Genomic DNA, 18227 nt, shown 5'->3' on the forward strand with positions numbered 1-18227 from the left:
TTCTGTCAGGGTGGKGACGCCCGGCATTGCGGGTTCCGTCCCGGCGGGAGGGGGGCAGGCGGGTGGACCGGCGTCAGGTCGCCTCGTCGTCGTACGGGGTGGGTCTCGGGGGGCTCGCCGCCGCGGCAGCGGCCGCCCCGCCGGTCGCCACGCGGGCTGCCGCAGCTCCCGTCACGGGCCGCGTGGCCGGGGTGCTCACGGGTCGGACCGGGTCGTCCTCGAGGAGGGCGTCTCGCACGATGCGTCGGGGGTCGTACTTGCGCGGGTCGAGCGCGGACCAGTCGACGTCGCCGAGCTCGTCGCCCAGCTCCTGGTCGACTCGCGCCTTGGCGTCGCGGATGAACGCGCGCCCCTTGCGGACCCACAGGCCCAGCTGCTCGGCGTAGCCCGGGAGCCGCTCGGGGCCGATAACCAGCGCGGCGACGACGAGCAGCACCAGGAGCTCTCCGCCGTTGATCCCGAACACCGGGTCAGAGTACCTCTCGCCCCTGAGGGATGAGGCCTGGGTCGGAGTGCAGCGAAGGGTGGGGCTCGCGCCAGCGAGACGCGCCCGCAGCGGAACGCAGCCCCGGGCCGACCGATCAGCTCGAGGCGCGCGTGAGCTCAGTCCGTGGGCGACTCGTCGAGCTTGACGCGCACGTCGCGCTCGCTGGAGCCGCTGCGCACGTGCAGCACGATCGTGTCCCCCGGCGTGCGCGCGCGGATCGCCACGATGAGCTCGTCGGGATCGGTCACGGGACGGCCGTCGATGGCCAGGATGATGTCGCCCGGGTGGATGCCGGCCCGCTCGGCGGGGCCGTCGGCGGTGATCGGCTGCTGGCCTGACTGGGAGTCGCCCGAGACCTGGACGCCCTCGCCCGAGTACCGGTCGTCGAGGAGCACGCCGATGATCGGGTACGTCGCGTGCCCGGTCTCGATGAGCTGGTCGGCCGTGCGTCGCACCTGGTTGGACGGGATGGCGAAGCCGAGGCCGATGCTCCCGCCGACGAGCGCGGTGGAACCCGGAGGCTGCGCGATCGCGGAGTTGATCCCGATGACCTCGCCGGCGGCGTTCACCAGCGGGCCGCCGGAGTTGCCGGGGTTGATCGCCGCGTCCGTCTGGATCGCGTTGATGAACGCCTGGCGGTCGGTCTCCGTCGCCTCGCCCGCCGACACCGGCCGGTTGAGCGCGCTGACGATGCCCGTGGTCACGGTGCCTGCGAGCCCGAGGGGCGCGCCCACGGCGACGACGGCGTCCCCGACCACGACCGCGTCCGAGTCCCCGAGCAGCAGCGGCGTGAGGCCCTCGACGTCGACCTTGAGGACGGCGAGGTCGTAGTCGGACGTGCTGCCGACGATCGACGCGGCCTGCTCGCTGCCGTCGACGAACGTGACGGTGATCGTGGTCGACGCCGCTTCCTTCGCCTGGGCGATCACGTGGTTGTTGGTGATCAGGTACCCATCGCCCCGCAGTACGAAGCCCGAGCCGGTGGCGCTGCCCTGCGGCCCGTCGACCTGGATCGACACGACGCTCGGCAGGACTCCCGCGGCGATGCCGGCCACCGAGTCCGGCGCCCGTTCGATCGTGCCGTCGCCGACGGTGGCTACCGGCAGACCGGCGTCGGCCAGGTGGTCGTCCTTGCTGACCCGCGCTCCGACCGCACCGCCGATCGCGCCCGCGACCAGCGCGAGGAGTACGAGCGGGACCACCCAGGCGGCCGAGAGCGCGCGCCGACGCTTGCGGTGCAGGACGACCGTGTGCGGCGCGCCCGTCGCGGCGTGGGGTGGCACCGGCTCCGCGGGACCGGTCGCGTACGGGACGCCCTGCCAGGGCGCGGCGCCGGCGGGCTGCTGGGTGCCCGGGCCGGCGGGGTTCGGCGGCGCGTACGGCGACTGCCCGGCGACGGGGGGCGACGTCGGGTACGTCGGCGGCGGCGTGTACGCGGGCACGGAGCCGTGCGGGACCGACCAGTGGGAACCCGGCGGCCGTGCCGGCGACGGGGCGACCCGGGGGTCGGCGATCGACGGGTCGGGGCGTCCTGCCTCGACGGGCGCCAGCGACGTCGTCGGCGCGGGTCCTGGGCTCGTGGGCGCTGCTGGCAACGGCGCTGTGGGCGCGGTTCCCACCGGCTCGGCTGCTGACGGGCTGGGTGCGTCCGGCGCGGATGCGCCCGCGCCGGGCTCTGTCGACCCGACGGCCGGCTCGCTGACGACCGGCGCGGGCGGGACGTCGGACCACACCGGCCACGCGGGCGGACGGTCCTCGGCCACCGGCTCGACCGTCTCGGCGTCGACCGAGGGCGCCTCCGGCGTGGGCGGGAGGTCACGGCGCCCCGACGGTGAGACGAACGGGCTCGTCGGCGTCGCGTCCGCCGGGCGGTCCGGGGTGGGTCCGGCAGCCGGCTGCGCGTCGTCGTCGGGGGTCGTCATGGCCGTTCGAGCGCTCCTGTCACGGTGTCCCAGCCCCGCGTGATCCGCGCGGGAACGCCGTCGTCGAAGGCGCCGCCCGGAAAGGCTCCCACAAGTGTCGCCGCGTCGTCGGACGACTGCGAGCCGACCACCTGGACCACCGTCGCGTCGGCCTGCCACACCACGTGCCACGGCTCGTACGAGAGCACGTACACCTCGCGACCGCCGACCTCACCGGTCGGCGCGCCCGCCAGCGACGTCGTGTCCAACCGTCCTTGCTGCTCGGTGACCACGAGCGAGGCGCCGTCGGGGCCGAGCACGTCGACCTCGAGCACTCCCGAGTCGTCGCCGGACCACCGGACGGCCGTGACGGACCAGCCGTCGGGCAGCTCCTGCGGGAACGACCACTCGTGCGCGCGCAGCCACGAGGTGGTCTCGGTGCCCGCGGACTCGTCGGTGACGACGGGCCAGGCGACGGTGCCGATCGAGCCGGTGCGCGTGGCCGGGTCGGCGGTGACGGCCTGACCGAGGAGGCTGAGGTCGGCGCCCGGGTGCACGCTGGGGACGACGTCGGGCCGCTCCCCCAGCACGAAGAGCATCGCGGCGACGGCACCCAGGCCCGCCATCGAGCCGGCCGCGAGCCGGACGGACGACCGGCGCTGGCCGACGTCGCCGCGCAGGGACGAGCCGGACCGCCAGCCGCGCGCGCCGAGACCCCCGCTGGCGACGCCGTAGGACGCGAGCTCGTCGCGCGACTGCCGCACCGGCGGCGCGAAGGGATCGCCGCTCGTCGGCTCGGTGCTCGCGGCGAGCGAGAGGAGCCGGGCCGTGAGGTCCGGGGCGGGCGCCATCTCGTCGGCCGAGGCCAGTGCCCGGCGGGCCGCGCGGGACGCGGCGAGCTCGGCGGAGCACTCGGGGCAGACGGCGACGTGGGCGAGGGCCCGCTCGGTGTCCGCCACCGAGAGCTGCCCGTCGACCAAGGCGCTGATCCGCGACCCGAGGTGGCTCATCCGAGGACCGTCAGCGGTGTGTCGTCGTCGGCGTGGGCGAAGGAGCCGGGGGCGCGGTGCTCGAGGGAGACGCGCAGCCGCGCGCGGGCGCGGTGGATCCGGGACCGGACAGTGCCCAGCTTGATGCCGAGCGTGACCGCGATCTCCTCGTACGACAAACCCTCGATGTCGCAGAGGACCACGGCCGCGCGGTACTCCGGCGGCAGCTCGTCGAGCGCCTTCTGGATGTCGAGGTCGAGGTTCCCGTGCTCGAACGCGCGCTCCGGGGCGCCGAGCTGGTCACCCGAGGCGTACCGCTCGGCGTCCTCACCCATGGCGTCCATCCGGATGCGCTGCCGTCGGCGGGCCTGGTCGAGGAAGAGGTTGGTCGTGATGCGGTGCAGCCAGCCCTCGAACGTGCCGGGCGTGTAGGAGTGCAGCGAGCGGAAGACGCGGACGAACGTCTCCTGCGTGAGGTCCTCGGCGTCGTGCTTGTTGCCGGTCAGGCGGTAGGCGAGCCGGTAGACCCGCGCGGAGTGGTCGCGCACGATGTCTTCCCATGACGGTGCCTGCCAGGCGGCGGGCTGGTCGGTCATGGGGTCGGTCTCCTCRGTGCGTGACATCGTGCGCCCAGTGTCCCAGGTGGAACTGTGAGGCTCGTTCGGTAGGAACGCCTCTGGCGGCCCAGAAGTTCCGCCGTCAGCGGAGCCGACCACCTCCCGCGTCGATCGGGGCCCCGCGGCTACGCTGGCAGACGACCGTTGTAGCCCGTCATCCCGCCCCAGGAGGCAGCCATCTCCACCGACAAGGCCCAGAGCTGGGTCTACTGCGAGGAGTTCCTGCAGGAGGACGACATCGTGCTGCGGGCCCGCGACCGCGCCGCCCAGCTCGGGTGCACGCCCGTCCTGCCCGGATCGGGTGCCGCCCTGAGCGTGCTGGCGGCGGCCGTCGCGGCCCGCGCGGTCGTCGAGATCGGCACCGGCGCCGGCGTCGGCTCCCTCTACCTGCTGCGCGGCATGCCCGCCGACGGCGTGCTCACCACCATCGACCTCGAGGTCGAGCACCAGCGCGCCGCCAAGGAGGCGTTCGTCGAGGAGGGCGTGAAGCCCACCCGCACGCGCACGATCTCCGGCCGCGCCCTCGACGTCGTCCCGCGTCTCACCGACGGCGGCTACGACCTCGTGTTCGTCGACGCCGACAAGGAGAACTACCCGGGCTACGTTGAGCAGGCCGTGCGCCTGCTCCGACCGGGCGGCGTCCTCGCGGTCGACAACGCGCTCTGGCACGACCGGGTGGCGGACCCCGCGCGCCGCGACGAGACGACCACCACCATCCGCGAGGTCGGCCGGATCGTCCGCGCCGACGACCGCCTGCTCCCCGCCCTCCTGCCCACGGGCGACGGCCTGCTGGTCGCGGTCAAGCGCTGACGCGGTAGGGGCGGAAGAACTCGCGCAGCTCCTGGGCGTAGAGCTCCGGCTCCTCGAACGGCGCGAAGTGGCCGCCCCTCGGCGGCTCGGTCACGCGCACGACGTTCGCGGTGCGCTCGAGCCACGCGCGCGGCGATCGGATGATGTCCCCGGAAAAGAGCGAGAAGCCGGACGGCACCTCGACCCGGCGGGCGTGCTGCTCGGGCGGGATCGCGGCGTTCGCCACGTACATGCGCATCGACGAGCCGATCGTGCCCGTGAGCCAGTACAGCGTGACGTTCGTCAGGATCTCGTCCTTGGTGAAGCGGCGCTCGACGTCGCCGCCGCAGTCGCTCCACGCGCGCAGCTTCTCGACGATCCACGCGGCGAGCCCGGCAGGCGAGTCGGTGAGGCCGACGGCGGCGGTCTGCGGCTTCGTGCGGTGGACGGCGCCGTAGGCACCCTCGGCCGCGAGCCAGGCCGCGGAGTCGTCGAGGAGTGCGCGCTCCTCCGGAGCCAGGACCTGCGGGTCGCCGGTGAAGCGCGGAATGCCACCGTCCATGCGGTGGACGGCAACCACTCGGTCGGCGAAGTCGAGCCCGAGGAACCTGCTCACGGCGCTGCCGATGTCCCCGCCCGCCGCACCGAACCGCTCGTACCCGAGCACGCTCATCAGCTCTGCCCAGAGGGCGGCCACGCCCACGGAGTCCGGCGACAGGCCCCGCGGCCTGTCGGAGTACCCGTAGCCCGGCATGTCCGGGACGACCACGTCGAACGCATCGGCGGGGTCGGCGCCGTGCGCTCCCGGGTCGGTGAGCAGCGGGATCACCTTGGTGTACCGCCAGAACGAGTCGGGCCAGCCGTGGCACAGGACCAGCGGCAGCGCGGGGCCGGTCGGCGCGACGGCATGCACGTAGTGGATCCCCAGCCCGCCGAGCGAGACGCGGAAGTGCGGCAGCGTGGCGAGCGCCGCCTCCTGCGCCGACCAGTCGAACTCGTCCGCCCAGTAGGCGACCAGCTCGCGGAGGTAGTCGACGTCCGCACCGAGCGACCAGCCGGCATCCTCGGGGGAGTCCGGCCAGCGCGTCGCGCGCAGACGCGTGCGCAGGTCCTCGAGGGCCGCGGGGGCGGTCTCCAGCGTGAACGGCTCGGGGTGGAGCGGCACGTCCGACATGCGAATCAGCCTAGGGACGCGGGGGTCCCACGTCAGCAGGGCCGGTCGTCAGCGCAGGTCGTCGAGGTACCGGAGCAGCAACCGGGCGCCGAAGCCGGTCGCACCCTCGGTCACCTCGTGCTTGTCGGCGGTCGCGCGCGCGGGACCGGCGATGTCGAGGTGGGCCCAACGGCGCTGCCCGACGAAGTGCCGCAGGAACAGGGCCGCGGTGATGGACCCTCCGCCGATGTGCCTGTCGAGCGGCACGTGCCGCAGGTCCGCGACGTCGGAGTGCACGGCCTCCTCGTACTCCTCGACCAGCGGCATGTGCCAGGCGAGCTCGCCCGACGTGTCGGCGGCCGCGACCAGCGCGGTCACCAGGGCGTCGTCGGCGGAGTAGAGCGCCGCGTGCTGCTTGCCCAGCCCGAGCGTCGCGGCGCCCGTCAGCGTGGCGACGTCGATGAGCACGTCGGGGTCGAGGGTGGCGTCCGCCCAGGCCAGCGCGTCGGCGAGGACCAGGCGACCCTCGGCGTCGGTGTTGGCGATCTCGACGGTGGTGCCGCCCCACATCGTCAGGACGTCGCCGGGCCGGTACGAGGCACCGCCGAAGTGGTTCTCGGCGAGCGGCAGCACCGCGGTGACGCGGTGGGCGACGCCCGCGGCGGCCGCGCCGAGCACGGTCGCCAGCGCGACGGCCGCACCGGTCATGTCCGTCTTCATGGGGACCATGCCCTCGCGCGGCTTGATCGACAGGCCGCCCGTGTCGAACGTGATGCCCTTGCCGACGACGACGACGTGGCGCCCACCCGCGGTCGCCGGCGTGTACGAGACGGTGACCAGCCGGGGTGTCGACGCCGAGCCGGCGCCGACGGCCAGGATGCCGCCGAACCCCTCCGCGGCGAGCTCGCGGGGGCCGCGGACGGTGACCTCGAGCCCGGCCTTCGTCGCCAGGCGCTTCGCCTGGTCCGCGAGCCACGCGGGCGTCTTGGTGCTGGACGGCGTGGTGGCCAGGTCCCGGACCAGCCAGGTCGCCGTGGCGGCCGTGCGCCCCTCCGCGACGGCGGCCGAGGCGCGCGTGCCGTCCCGACCGAGCAGCACGAGCTCGGCGGCGTCCGTCGAGCGGGAGGGGGGAGCGGCGGCACTGGGCGGGACGTAGGCCGCCAGCAGGTAGCCCTCCGCGACCGCCCGCGCGGCGGTCGCCGAGGCCGACGCGTCCTGGTGGGCCTCGGCGCCGAGCGTGGTGACGACCTGGCGCAGACCCCGCGACGAGCGCGCGAGAGCCGCACCGGCCCGACGCAGGTCGGCCGGGCGTCCCGCGCCGACGCCGACCAGCACCAGTCGCGGCGGAAGAGCGGCCCAGGGCAGCGTGACCGACGAGCCGACCGGCCGAGGCAGCTGCAGGACGTAGATCTCCCCCGCCGCACCGGTCAGGCGTGCACGCTCACCGATCTCGGCCAGGTCCACGCCGTACCGCGCCGCAGCCTCGGCCGTGCCCTCGAGCGGGCGCAGCGCGTCGTCGCCCGCGCGCGCCGGGGCCACCGGGACCGCGACCGCGTCCGTCGACCCGTCGGTGAGCAGCGTCGTGGTCGCGATGCTGCCGCCGGAGACGGTCACCGCGGGCGGCGTACGCCCGATCGGCGTCCGTGCCGATGTCGTGCTTGCCCGTGCCATCGTCAGCTGACGACGGACGTCAGGGCCTCACCCAGCTCCGCGGCCTCGGTCGCGTTGAGCTCGACCACCAGCCGTCCACCGCCCTCGAGCGGCACGCGCATCACGATGCCGCGCCCCTCCTTCGTGACCTCGAGCGGGCCGTCACCGGTCCTCGGCTTCATCGCGGCCATGCGGGGCCTCTCCTTCGCTTCGTGCGTCCGGTGCGCGGCTCGTGCGGAGCGTTTTCGCGCACCGCACGTCGTCGTCGTCTGCCGGTTGTCCGAGAGTCATCCTAGTTCACCCCGAGCCCCTCACCTGTCCGGATGCCGGTCAGGCCACCGATCGGACGAACGTCCAGTCCGACCGGAGCGGGCGCCGGACCAATCACGGCGGCCAGTCGGCCACCGGGTTGGCGTGCCACATCTGCCGGACCCACAGCACCTGCAGCCCGAGCATGAGGACGACGACCGCGCCGAACCACCATCGACGCCCCGCGGGCGGCCGCGTGACGACGCCGGCGGTGACCGCGGCGAGCGGGAACGCGAGGAGCAGGAATCGCGCCAGGCTGCTGCCCGGCTCGACCACCGCGGCGATGTAGACGACGTAGGCGGCGGCCCACGTGTGCAGCTCGTTGCCCAGCCGCCAGGCGGCTGGCACCACGAGCACCGCGATCACCAGCGCGAAGCCGAGCCCCACCACGAGCGGCGCCCGCGACCCGAACCAGAACTCCGGGACGTAGGACCAGCCACCGAACGGCGCGACCTGGCGGACACCACGCCACGCCTCCTGCGTCTGCAGGTAGCCGTCGGGCACGCCGGTCACCCAGCCGCAGATCGCCGGCCACAGCAGCCCGGACGCGGCGGACAGCGCGGCGAGCGCGGCGAGGCCCACGGCCGTGAGCCAGGTGAAGGTGTCCGTCCCGCGGCGCGAGCCCCACCAGCGGACCGCCGCGTGCACCACGACGACCACGGCCATCGGCAGCGCGACGGCGCGCGTGAACCCGAGCGCGACGACGACGAGGGCCATCCACCAGTAGTCGCGCCGCAGGAGCAGCAGCAGGGCGCCCGCGACGAGCAGCAGCGCGAGGGCCTCGGTGTACGCGGTCTGCAGCACGGCGGCCGTCGGGAAGACGCTGACGAGCGCCACCGTCGCCAGCGGGAGCCCCGGGCGAGCCGCGACGGCGCGGGGTGCGCCCCGGACCACGGTCCGGTGGATGGCGAGCACGGCCCCGGCGCCGAGGGCGGTGGCCAGCAGGGGGGCCACGACCTCCCACGGACCGCCCGTGACCTGCATGATCCCGCGTGCGAGCATCGGGAAGAGCGGGAAGAAGGCCCACGCGTTCTGCTGGACCAGGCCGTCGGCGCCGCGCGGCAGCTCGGCCGGATAGCCGTTCTCGGCGACGTTCCGGTACCAGGAGCCGTCGAACATGAACCCGACGTACGGGAAGTAGCCCGGGTGCGGGCCGGTCCAGGGGTTCTGGTCCTGCACGCTGGCCACCCACAGGAAGACGACCGTGGTGAACAGCCGGGCCGCGGCGTAGACGGCGAGCACCTGGACCCACCAGGGGCAGCTCACGGCCCACGCCCAGGCGCCGGCGGCGACGGGCTCCGCAGTGGGCTCGTCCACCTCCCGCACCTCGCTCACGCCAGCCCCCTGACCGCCCGGGCGGGGGGTCGGTCCCCGCGGATGCTCGCGACCATATCCAGGGTGCGCCTCGTCGCGCGCACGTCGTGCGCCCGGAACACGCGCGCACCCAGCCAGGCGGCGACGGCGGTGGCCGCCAGCGTTCCCTCCAGCCGCTCCTCGGCGGGCAGGTCCAGGGTCTCGCCGACGAAGTCCTTGCGCGAGAACGCCATGAGCACCGGGAACCCGAGCGCGACCAGCGTCTCGGTGCGGCGGACCAGGTGCAGCGAGTGCCACGTGTTCTTGCCGAAGTCGTGCGTGGGGTCGACGAGCACGCTCGCGGGGTCGATGCCGAGCGACACCGCCCGCTGCGCCGCCGCCGACACCGTGCGGACGACGTCGTCGAGCACACCGTCCAGCGGCTCCGGCCCCGGGTACTCGACGCGGAACGGGTCGGTCCGCGGTCGCGCGCCCCCGGTGTGCGAGCAGACGATCCCGAGGCCACGCTCGGCGGCGACCTCCATGAGCGTGGGGTCGTGGCCGGCCCAGGTGTCGTTGACCAGGTCCGCGCCCTCGTCGGCAGCCGCGCGAGCCACCTCCGCGCGCCACGTGTCGACGCTGATGGGCAGGTCGGGGAAGCGCGCGCGCACGCGCCTGACCAGCGGGATCACGCGCGCGATCTCCTCGTCGGCCTCGACCCGCGGGCCGCGGCCGGCGCGCACGCCGCCAAGGTCGACGATGTCCGCGCCCTCGTCGACCGCACGCGCGACCGCATCGTCCGCCGCCGCGTCGTCGTACCGCGCCGGGGCGTAGAACGAGTCCGGCGTGCGGTTGACGACGGCCATGACGACCGGGCTGCCGGGGCCGATCCAGCGCCCCCGGAGGCGCAGCTGCGCGCCCGGCGACGGCGTGGTCACCGGGAGGACTCCTGGGCGGTCTGCTGCGCGCGGGCCGTCTCGGCGGCGGCCGCCTCCTCCTCGGCCCGGAGCTGCGCGCCACGCTCGAGCACGATGTCGACGGCCTCCTGCGCCGAGTCGACGACCTTGAGCAGCTCGAGGTCCGCGGCGGAGATCATGCCGCGCGCCAGCACGGCCGTGCTCACCCAGTCGATGAGGCCCTGCCAGTAGTCGCGCCCGACGAGCACGATCGGGAAGCTGATCACCTTGTGGGTCTGCACCAGCGTGAGCGCCTCGAACAGCTCGTCGAACGTGCCGAACCCGCCGGGCATCACGACGAAGCCCTCGGAGTACTTCACGAACATCGTCTTGCGCGCAAAGAAGTACCGGAAGTTCACGCCCAGCTCGACGTAGTCGTTCATGCCCTGCTCGAACGGCAGCTCGATGCCGAGCCCGACGGACAGCCCGCCGGCCTCGAGCGCGCCGCGGTTGGCCGCCTCCATGATCCCGGGGCCGCCGCCGGTGATCACCGCGTAGCCCGCCTCGACCAGGAGCCGGGCGACATCCATGCCGACGGCGTAGTCGGGGTGGTCGACAGGCACGCGCGCCGAGCCGAACACGCTGACCGCGGGGCCGACCTCGGCGAGCGCCCCGAAGCCCTCGACGAACTCGCTCTGGATCCGCATCACGCGCCACGGGTCGCCGTGCACCCAGTCGGCGCTGCCGGCGCCGCTCAGCAGGCGCTGGTCGGAGGTGGTCTTCGGGATCTGCTGGCCGCGCAGCAGGACCGGGCCCTTGCGGTAGCCGTGCCCCGGTGCGGACAGACCGTCGTCGCTCATGGCCCGACTCTAGGTCGAGCGGGCGCCCGCGACCCTCGCGTCGCCCGTTCGACGCACACCGTTCATCTGGAACGTGGGCGTGACCCTGGCGCGGTCCGGCATTGACCTAGGGTTGTCGCCATGACTTCACGGACGGCCTGGGGATTCGGCCTGGCCACGGTGGCCGACGACGGCACGACCCTCGACGTCTGGTACCCCTCCCCCGCGCTGGGTTCGCCCGCCGACGACGCCACCGCGCCCGCGCAGCTGGCCGCGGGCGAGCGCGTCGACGAGGCACGCCGCGTCCGCGTCGAGGTCGTGCTCACCGTCACCGACCTCGACGCCCCGCTGACCGACACGGCGGACGCCTACCTGCGGCTCCACCTGCTGTCGCACCGCCTGGTCCAGCCCCACGGCCAGAACCTCGAGGGGCTCTTCAACGTGCTGCCCAACGTGGTGTGGACCGACCGCGGGCCGTGCGCCGTCGACGGCTTCGAGGAGACCCGTGGCCGGCTCCGTGCCGCGACCGGCGTCGCCCCGACGGTGCTCGGCGTCGACAAGTTCCCGCGGATGGTCGACTACGTGCTGCCCTCCGGGGTCCGGATCGCCGACGCCGACCGCGTCCGGCTCGGCGCGCACCTCGCCGCCGGCACCACCGTCATGCACGAGGGGTTCGTCAACTTCAACGCGGGCACCTTGGGCACGTCGATGATCGAGGGCCGCGTCTCGGCCGGCGTCGTCGTCGGCGACGGGTCGGACATCGGCGGCGGCGCCTCGATCATGGGCACCCTGTCCGGCGGCGGCCGCGAGGTCGTCTCCATCGGTCGGCGGACGCTGCTCGGAGCCAACGCGGGCGTCGGCATCCCGCTGGGCGACGACTGCGTGGTCGAGGCCGGCCTCTACGTCACCGCCGGCACCAAGGTCGCGCTGATCGGCTTCGAGGACGCCGGGCGTGTGGTCAAGGCGCGGGAGCTGGCCGGCCGCGATGGCGTGCTGTTCCGCCGCAACTCCCTGACCGGCGGGGTCGAGGCCGTCGCGCGCGCGGGCTCGGGCGTGCAGCTCAACGCCACGCTGCACGCCAACGAGTGAGCGCTCGCCGGCGCCGGCGGGCACGTCGCGCGGGCTGCGCGGTCGTCCTGGTGCTGGCGGTGCTCGTGGCCGGGGTGGCCGCGGTCGTCGTCGCCCTCTCCCGGATGCACCCCGCTCCCCCGGCGGCGGAGCGGTGCTTCGCCGAGATCGACGGCACGCGCTGGTCGTTGACCCCTGACCAGGCGCAGAACGCCGCCCTCATCGCCGGCGTCGGCATCCAGCGCGGGCTGCCGGCCCGGGCCGTGACGATCGCGCTGGCCACAGCCCTGCAGGAGTCGAAGCTGGTGAACATCGCGCACGGCGACCGCGACTCGCTCGGCCTGTTCCAGCAGCGGCCGTCGCAGGGCTGGGGCACCGAGGCGCAGGTGCAGGACCCCGTGTATGCGACCGGCCGCTTCTACGACGGGCTGGTCAAGATCGACGGCTACGAGAACCTGCCGATCACCGAGGCCGCGCAGGCCGTCCAGCGCTCGGGCTTCCCGGAGGCGTACGCCCAGCACGAGGCGCGGGCCCGCGCCTGGGCCTCGGCGCTCACCGGCTGGTCGCCCGCGATCCTCACGTGCCGCCTGCACGACCCGGACCCCGCCGCCGCGTCCGCCGACGCGGTCGTCGCGCGCGTGCAGCGCGACCTCGGCCCTGTCCCGGTCACCGCGACGCCGCTGCCCGAGGGCGGCACGGAACTGGTCCTCGACACCTCCGCCGTCGGCGCCGAGGCCGACCGCGCGCGGCTCGACTGGGCCGTCGCGCAGTGGGCCGTGTCGGTGGCGCAGCCGCTCCAGCTCACCGCGGTCGACGTCGCCAACCAGACCTGGGACCGCGAGCAGAGCACGTGGGCGCCCCACGACGACCCGCTCCCCGCGGGCAGCGTCCGGCTGCACCTGGCGGGCTAGCGGGCGTCGACCTCGACGTAGTCACGAGCTCGTCTCACGCGGCCGCCGACCATGGCACAGCTCAGCGGGCGTCCACCTCGACGTAGTCCCGCGCTCGTCTCACGCGGCCGCCGACCGTGGCACAGATCAGCGGGCGTCCACCTCGACGTAGTCGCGCGCTGTTGCCCCCGTGTAGATCTGCCGCGGGCGGCCGATCTTCGTCTGCGGGTCCGTCATCATCTCGCGCCACTGCGCGATCCACCCGGGCATGCGGCCCAGGGCGAACAGCGGCGTGAACATCTCGTCGGAGAAGCCCATCGCGCGGTAGATCAGCCCGGTGTAGAAGTCGACGTTCGGGTACAGCTTGCGCGAGATGAAGTAGTCATCGGAGAGGGCGATCTCCTCGAGGCCCATCGCGAGGTCGAGCAGCTCGTCGTCGTGGCCGAGGGCCGCGAGCACCGAGTCGGCGCTCTTCTTCACGATCGCGGCGCGGGGGTCGTAGTTCTTGTAGACGCGGTGCCCGAAGCCCATGAGGCGGACGCCGGGCTCCTTGTTCTTCACGCGCTTCATGAAGTCGGTGGCGTCGCCGCCGTTGGCCTGGATCTCCGTGAGCATCTTCAGCACGGCCTCGTTGGCGCCACCGTGCAGCGGGCCGGAGAGCGCGTTGATGCCGGCCGCGACGGACGCGTACAGGTTGGCGTGGCTGGAGCCGACGATGCGGACGGTCGACGTCGAGCAGTTCTGCTCGTGGTCGGCGTGCAGGATCAGCAGCTGGTCGAGGGCCTGGACGACCTTCGGGTCCGGGTCGTACTGCTGGTACGGGACGGCGAACGTCATGCGCAGGAAGTCCTCGACATACCCGCGCGAGTAGTCCGGGTACAGCAGCGGCTCGCCCTTGGACGCCCGGTGGACGTACGACGTGATGGTGCGCGTCTTGGCCAGGATCAGCACCGTGGCCAGCTCGACGGTCTCCGGGTCGAACGGGTCCAGCGACTCGGGGTAGAACGTGGACAGCGCGTTGATCGCCGACGACATCACGGCCATCGGGTGCGCGTTGCGCGGGAACGTCCCCATGAACGTCCGGAAGTCCTCGTGCACCAGCGTGTGGCGGTTGACCCGCTCCTCGAACGCCTCGAGCTCGGCCGTCGTCGGCAGCGCGCCGTGGATCAGCAGGTACGCGACCTCGAGGAACGAGGAGTGCTCGGCCAGCTGCTCGATGGGGTAACCGCGGTAGCGCAGGATGCCCTCGTCGCCGTCGATGTAGGTGATCTTCGACTCGCACGACGCGGTGTTCATGAACCCCGGGTCGACAGTGACCTTGCCCGTGTCACGCAGCAGCGAGGAGACGACGATGCCGTCGTTGCCCTCGGTCGCGGTCACGATCGGCAGGTCCTTCGACTGTCCGTCGACGATCAGCTGGACCGGTGCGGTGACGACGTCCGACATGGTGTTCCTCTCCTGCGACTCCCGGCCCTGCGGGGATGTCCCGCGCGCCCGGTGCGTCGGCGTCTGTGCGTGCCAGGCCGGTCGGGACCTGCACGTGCGAGCCCCCGTTGGCGTGGATCGACGGTACCCGCGCGGAACGTTCCGTGACCAATCCTCGACGAGACGTTGGTGCCGGTGTGACCACGATCACACGCGGTCTTGTCACGCCCCGGAGAGCCTCGCAGCAGCCTCGGCGATCCGCTCGTCGGGGGCCGTCAGCGCCACCCGCACGTGCTCGGCGTCGCCGTAGAACGCACCAGGCGCGACGAGGATCCCGAGCCCGGCCAGGTCCGCGACCGTCGCCCAGCTGTCCTGGCCGCCGGACTCCGGGCGCACCCAGAGGTACAGCCCGGCGTGCGAGCGGTCGACGGCGTAGCCCGCGCTCTCGAACGCCGCGCGCAGCACCCGGCGACGCCGGCCGTAGACAGCCCGCTGCGCGGCGACGTGCTCGTCGTCAGCCAGCGCCGCGGTCGTCGCGGCCTGCACCGGAGCGGGCACGATCATCCCGGCGTGCTTGCGGATCTCGAGCAGCCGGGACACCAGCACCGGGTCGCCGGCGACGAAGGCCGCGCGATAGCCCGCGAGGTTCGACTGCTTGGACAGCGAGTAGACGGCGAGCAGCCCGGTGAGGTCGCCGCCCGTGACCCTCGGGTCGAGGATGCTCGGCACCCCGGTCGACGCCCACGGCTCGTCCCAGGCCAGCTCCGCGTAGCACTCGTCGGAGGCGACGACGACAGGCTGTGCCGACGAGCGCGCCGCGTCGACGACAGCGCGCAGCTGCTCGACGCCGAGCACCGAGCCGTCCGGGTTGCCGGGCGAGTTCAGCCACACGAGCCGCACATCCGTGCTCCCGGCGAGCCGGGTGGCGGGGTCGTCCGTCGGCTCCGGCGTCGCGCCGGCCAGCCGGGCGCCGACGTCGTAGGTCGGGTAGGCCGCCGACGGGTGCAGCACGACGTCGCCCGCGCCGAGGCCCAGCAGCGACGGCAGGAACGCGACGAGCTCCTTGGAGCCGACCGTCGGCAGCACGGCCGCGGGGTCGAGGCCGCGGACACCGCGCCGGCGAGCGAACCAGTCGACGACCGCTCGCCGCAGGGCGGGCGTGCCGTGCGTCGTCGGGTAGCCGGGCGCGTCCGCCGCCTCCGCCAGGGCCTCGCGGACCAGCTCGGGGGTGGGGTCCACGGGCGTGCCGACGGAGAGGTCGACGATGCCGCCCGGGTACGCGCGAGCGCGGTCGGCGAACGGGGTCAGCGTGTCCCAGGGAAAGTCCGGCAGGGCGCCGGTCAGCAGGCCCATCGGGCGGGCGTCACTCGCCGTGCACGCGCAGCGGGAGGGTCGCGATGATCGGGTGGTCCTTGTCGATCTCACCCATCTTCGCGGCACCGCCCGGCGAGCCGAGGTCGTCGAAGAACTCGACGTTCGCCTTGTAGTACTCGGTCCACTGCTCGGGGACGTCGTCCTCGTAGTAGATGGCCTCGACCGGGCACACCGGCTCGCAGGCACCGCAGTCGACGCACTCGTCCGGGTGGATGTACAGCGATCGCTTGCCCTCGTAGATGCAGTCCACGGGACATTCCTCGATGCACGCCTTGTCCTTGACGTCCACGCAAGGCTCGGCGATCACATACGTCACGGTCGGTCCTCCACAGGCCAGGGGTGCTCCTAGTATCGCCTACATGCTCAGGCCCGCGACGCGCTGTCCACGACGGGCGCACCGATGACCGCGGACGGGTGGCGCAGCTGGTCACCGGGCGACCGCGTCGTGGTGCGACGCCTGCGCGACGACCTGCCCGAGCCCCACCCCGACCACCCCGACCTGCACGTCCCCCGGCACACCGACGTGCTGGGCGACGTGATCGAGGTCGACGACGACGGCGTGCTGGTGCGCACCCGACGGGGTGACGTGCGGGTGCCCGCATCCGACATCGTGCTCAGCAAGGTGGTCCCCGCCGCGCCCGCCGACCGGCGTCACCGGCCGACGGACGCGTAGCTACGGCGTCGGTGGGGGCGTGGGCGTGGGCGCCGGTCCGCAGATGATCTTGTTCTGCGGCTTGTAGCGCCACGAGTTCGACTCGGTCTTCTTCAGCTCGCCGTTCAGCGACGTCTTGCGCGTAACGGTCACCGAGAAGCCGGGGTTGCCGGCCGCCGAGGCCTCGCACGTCGGCGACTGCGAGTACACGGTCGTCGGCGCGACGACGCCCGACCGGGGGCTCGTGATCGACTCGACGGTCCAGTACTTGGTGCCCCAGATCCGGACGTAGACCCGTCCCCCCGAGACCCACGCCTGCACGAGCGCGCCGTACGGCGAGTTGTTCTTCCACCGCATGTCGAGCGTGCCGGTGAAGATCGTCGCCTCGCGGCCCTCCGGGTACCGCGCGAACCACTCGCTGTGCGGACGGTGCTCGATGTCCTCGAAGCCCGCCAGGAACCCGGCGTTGTACGTCGTCGTCGAGATCTGGCTCAGCCCGCCGCCCCAGGCGTCCGTGTGCTCTCCGCTGACGATCGCGCCGGCCTCGACGAAGCCGTGCGCCGCGTCGATCGGCCCGAGCGCGTCGGTCAGGCTGAACGTCTCGTCCGGCCGGATCAGCGTGCCGCTGATCTTGCTCGCGCCGTTGGTGATGTTCACCGTACGGCGCGGCTCACTGGTCAGCGGCGTGGAGAACTCCGAGACGATCTCCTTGACGCCCAGCGCCTCGAGCTCCGCGGTCGACTGCGCCGGGTCCGCCTCGACGAGCTCGACGTGGGCCGTCCGGTCGCTCGACGTGGCCGCGGTGGAGACCGACGTGGCCACCGCCGCGGGGTCGAGCGAGGTGCCGGGTGTTCCCGGGACGATCACCGGGGCGTCGTTGACGAACTCGAAGTGCGCGTCCGCGGAGGCGGTCAGCAGGTCCGGCAGCTGCGCCAGCACGGCGTCCGTCAGGCCCTGCCCGTTCATCTGGAGCACCAGGTTGCCGTCGGTCGGCACGTACGAGGCGTTCGCGGCGAGCGTCGCCGTGTCGAGCAGCGCGATCTGGTCCGACACCACCACGGAGACCGGCGCCGACGTCACCTTCTGCGCCTCGACCAGCGCGGCGTCGGTCTCGTCCTGCGTGATGTCCGGTGCGACCGTCATGGTCGGCAGCTCGATCGGGCGTGCGGCGACCAGCCAGTCCTCGCTGAGCACGTCGGCGGCGCCGTCCTGGTCCAGGTCCCAGCCGTCCACCGCGTCCGTCGACTGCGCCGTGGCGTCGACGAACACGATCGTGCCGTCCACCGGAGCGAGCGCGAGCGAGGTGCCGAGGTCGCTCAGCGCGGCGGCCAGCGCCTCGTCGTCGACGGACGTCACCGGCTCCTGCTCGCCGACGCCCACGAGGTGCTTCCACAGCCGCATCGGCTCGACCAGCTCGACGCCCGTGAGCTGGTCGACCGTCGCCTGCGCGTCGAACGTCAGCCCGGCAGCGACGGGGTCGATCGTCGCCTGGACGTCGTTGGCCACGACCTCGATCGGCTGGGTCGTCGCGTCGGACAGCTCCTCGTCCAGCCGCGCGACAGCCTCCTGTGAGGTCAGGCCGCCGATGTCGACGCCCGCGACCGTCGCGCCCCGCGGCACGCGGTCGGCCAGCCCGTACGACACCCCGACGTAGGCCGCGGCGAGCACGACCACGACGCCCAGCGCGATGAGCAGGCGCTTGGGCCAGCGTCGCTTGCCGTCCTCCGCCTCGAAGACGTCCAACGGTGACTCCTTGCGCGCCGACGGCGGCACCGGTCCCGACGGGATGGGCGCCTTCGGCGGTGTCGTCGCGGCAGCCCCCGCCGCGGCTGCACCGGCGACCGGACCGGCCGAGACCCGCGTCGGGGCGGCCGGCGGCGCGGCGGGCTTTGCCG

Annotated in this window: 18 protein-coding genes; 4 read left to right on the forward strand and 14 right to left on the reverse strand. The window is 73.6% G+C overall.

All coding sequences use genetic code 11. The annotated features are described in order from the left end of the window. Positions 1-73 precede the first annotated feature (73 nt). The 4 genes from AC1DYZ_RS10640 to sigE form a co-directional block, all read right to left on the reverse strand. On the reverse strand, positions 74-466 hold the full coding sequence (locus AC1DYZ_RS10640) for a twin-arginine translocase TatA/TatE family subunit (RefSeq protein ID WP_477065167.1): 393 nt from the start codon (positions 464-466) through the stop codon (positions 74-76). A 137-nt stretch (positions 467-603) separates the two neighbouring features. Beyond that, positions 604-2409, reverse strand: coding sequence for a S1C family serine protease (locus tag AC1DYZ_RS10645; RefSeq protein WP_477065168.1), 1806 nt, complete (start codon positions 2407-2409; stop codon positions 604-606). Then, positions 2406-3398 (reverse strand): zf-HC2 domain-containing protein, encoded by a 993-nt coding sequence (locus AC1DYZ_RS10650; RefSeq protein ID WP_477065169.1) that lies wholly within the window; start codon positions 3396-3398, stop codon positions 2406-2408. Before AC1DYZ_RS10650 ends, AC1DYZ_RS10645 begins: the two co-directional genes overlap by 4 nt. Beyond that, entirely contained in the window at positions 3395-4000 is a 606-nt protein-coding gene (gene sigE / locus AC1DYZ_RS10655) for an RNA polymerase sigma factor SigE (RefSeq protein WP_477065170.1), read from the reverse strand. Before sigE ends, AC1DYZ_RS10650 begins: the two co-directional genes overlap by 4 nt. 171 nt (positions 4001-4171) lie before the next feature. Here sigE and AC1DYZ_RS10660 point away from each other — a divergent pair, with 171 nt between their 5' ends. Beyond that, positions 4172-4804 carry an O-methyltransferase gene (locus tag AC1DYZ_RS10660; RefSeq protein WP_477065185.1) on the forward strand — a complete coding sequence of 211 codons (633 nt, stop codon included), beginning with the start codon at positions 4172-4174 and terminating at the stop codon, positions 4802-4804. On the opposite strand, the gene AC1DYZ_RS10665 is transcribed toward AC1DYZ_RS10660, so the two are convergent. From AC1DYZ_RS10665 to AC1DYZ_RS10690, 6 genes are all read right to left on the reverse strand, one after another. Then, positions 4794-5957, reverse strand: a complete 1164-nt coding sequence (locus AC1DYZ_RS10665) for an epoxide hydrolase family protein (protein ID WP_477065171.1) — start codon at positions 5955-5957, stop codon at positions 4794-4796. The two genes, AC1DYZ_RS10660 and AC1DYZ_RS10665, sit on opposite strands and share 11 nt — an antisense overlap. Positions 5958-6005: 48 nt before the next feature. Next, positions 6006-7607, reverse strand: a complete 1602-nt coding sequence (locus AC1DYZ_RS10670) for a leucyl aminopeptidase family protein (RefSeq protein ID WP_477065172.1) — start codon at positions 7605-7607, stop codon at positions 6006-6008. A 2-nt stretch (positions 7608-7609) separates the two neighbouring features. Then, on the reverse strand, positions 7610-7777 hold the full coding sequence (locus AC1DYZ_RS10675) for a DUF3117 domain-containing protein (protein ID WP_013772033.1): 168 nt from the start codon (positions 7775-7777) through the stop codon (positions 7610-7612). Positions 7778-7970: 193 nt separating this feature from the next. After that, on the reverse strand, positions 7971-9212 hold the full coding sequence (locus AC1DYZ_RS10680; RefSeq protein ID WP_477065173.1) for a hypothetical protein: 1242 nt from the start codon (positions 9210-9212) through the stop codon (positions 7971-7973). A 14-nt stretch (positions 9213-9226) separates the two neighbouring features. Beyond that, on the reverse strand, positions 9227-10126 hold the full coding sequence (gene folP / locus AC1DYZ_RS10685; RefSeq protein ID WP_477065174.1) for a dihydropteroate synthase: 900 nt from the start codon (positions 10124-10126) through the stop codon (positions 9227-9229). Continuing rightward, complete coding sequence (locus AC1DYZ_RS10690; protein WP_477065175.1) at positions 10123-10944, reverse strand: LOG family protein; 822 nt, start codon at positions 10942-10944, stop codon at positions 10123-10125. Before AC1DYZ_RS10690 ends, folP begins: the two co-directional genes overlap by 4 nt. A 120-nt stretch (positions 10945-11064) precedes the next feature. Between AC1DYZ_RS10690 and dapD the strand changes: the two genes are divergently transcribed. Further along, complete coding sequence (dapD, locus tag AC1DYZ_RS10695; protein ID WP_477065176.1) at positions 11065-12012, forward strand: 2,3,4,5-tetrahydropyridine-2,6-dicarboxylate N-succinyltransferase; 948 nt, start codon at positions 11065-11067, stop codon at positions 12010-12012. Further along, positions 12009-12902 (forward strand): hypothetical protein, encoded by an 894-nt coding sequence (locus AC1DYZ_RS10700; RefSeq protein ID WP_477065177.1) that lies wholly within the window; start codon positions 12009-12011, stop codon positions 12900-12902. The genes dapD and AC1DYZ_RS10700 overlap by 4 nt, the downstream gene beginning before the upstream one ends. Before the next feature lie 126 nt (positions 12903-13028). Here AC1DYZ_RS10700 and AC1DYZ_RS10705 read toward each other — a convergent pair whose 3' ends face one another. From AC1DYZ_RS10705 to fdxA, 3 genes are all read right to left on the reverse strand, one after another. Beyond that, positions 13029-14327: a citrate synthase gene (locus AC1DYZ_RS10705; protein ID WP_477065178.1), complete on the reverse strand. Its 1299-nt coding sequence runs from the start codon at positions 14325-14327 to the stop codon at positions 13029-13031. A 201-nt stretch (positions 14328-14528) separates the two neighbouring features. Then, positions 14529-15659 (reverse strand): succinyldiaminopimelate transaminase, encoded by a 1131-nt coding sequence (gene dapC, locus AC1DYZ_RS10710; RefSeq protein ID WP_477065179.1) that lies wholly within the window; start codon positions 15657-15659, stop codon positions 14529-14531. 10 nt (positions 15660-15669) lie between these two features. Then, positions 15670-15996, reverse strand: coding sequence for a ferredoxin (fdxA, locus tag AC1DYZ_RS10715; protein ID WP_426594590.1), 327 nt, complete (start codon positions 15994-15996; stop codon positions 15670-15672). Positions 15997-16080: 84 nt separating this feature from the next. Between fdxA and AC1DYZ_RS10720 the strand changes: the two genes are divergently transcribed. Next, entirely contained in the window at positions 16081-16353 is a 273-nt protein-coding gene (locus tag AC1DYZ_RS10720) for a hypothetical protein (protein WP_477065180.1), read from the forward strand. On the opposite strand, the gene AC1DYZ_RS10725 is transcribed toward AC1DYZ_RS10720, so the two are convergent. Next, positions 16354-18075: a VanW family protein gene (locus AC1DYZ_RS10725; RefSeq protein WP_477065181.1), complete on the reverse strand. Its 1722-nt coding sequence runs from the start codon at positions 18073-18075 to the stop codon at positions 16354-16356. It lies immediately after the preceding gene. Positions 18076-18227 lie beyond the last annotated feature (152 nt).

The sequence above is a fragment of the Cellulomonas sp. P1_C4 genome, from assembly GCF_056406355.1.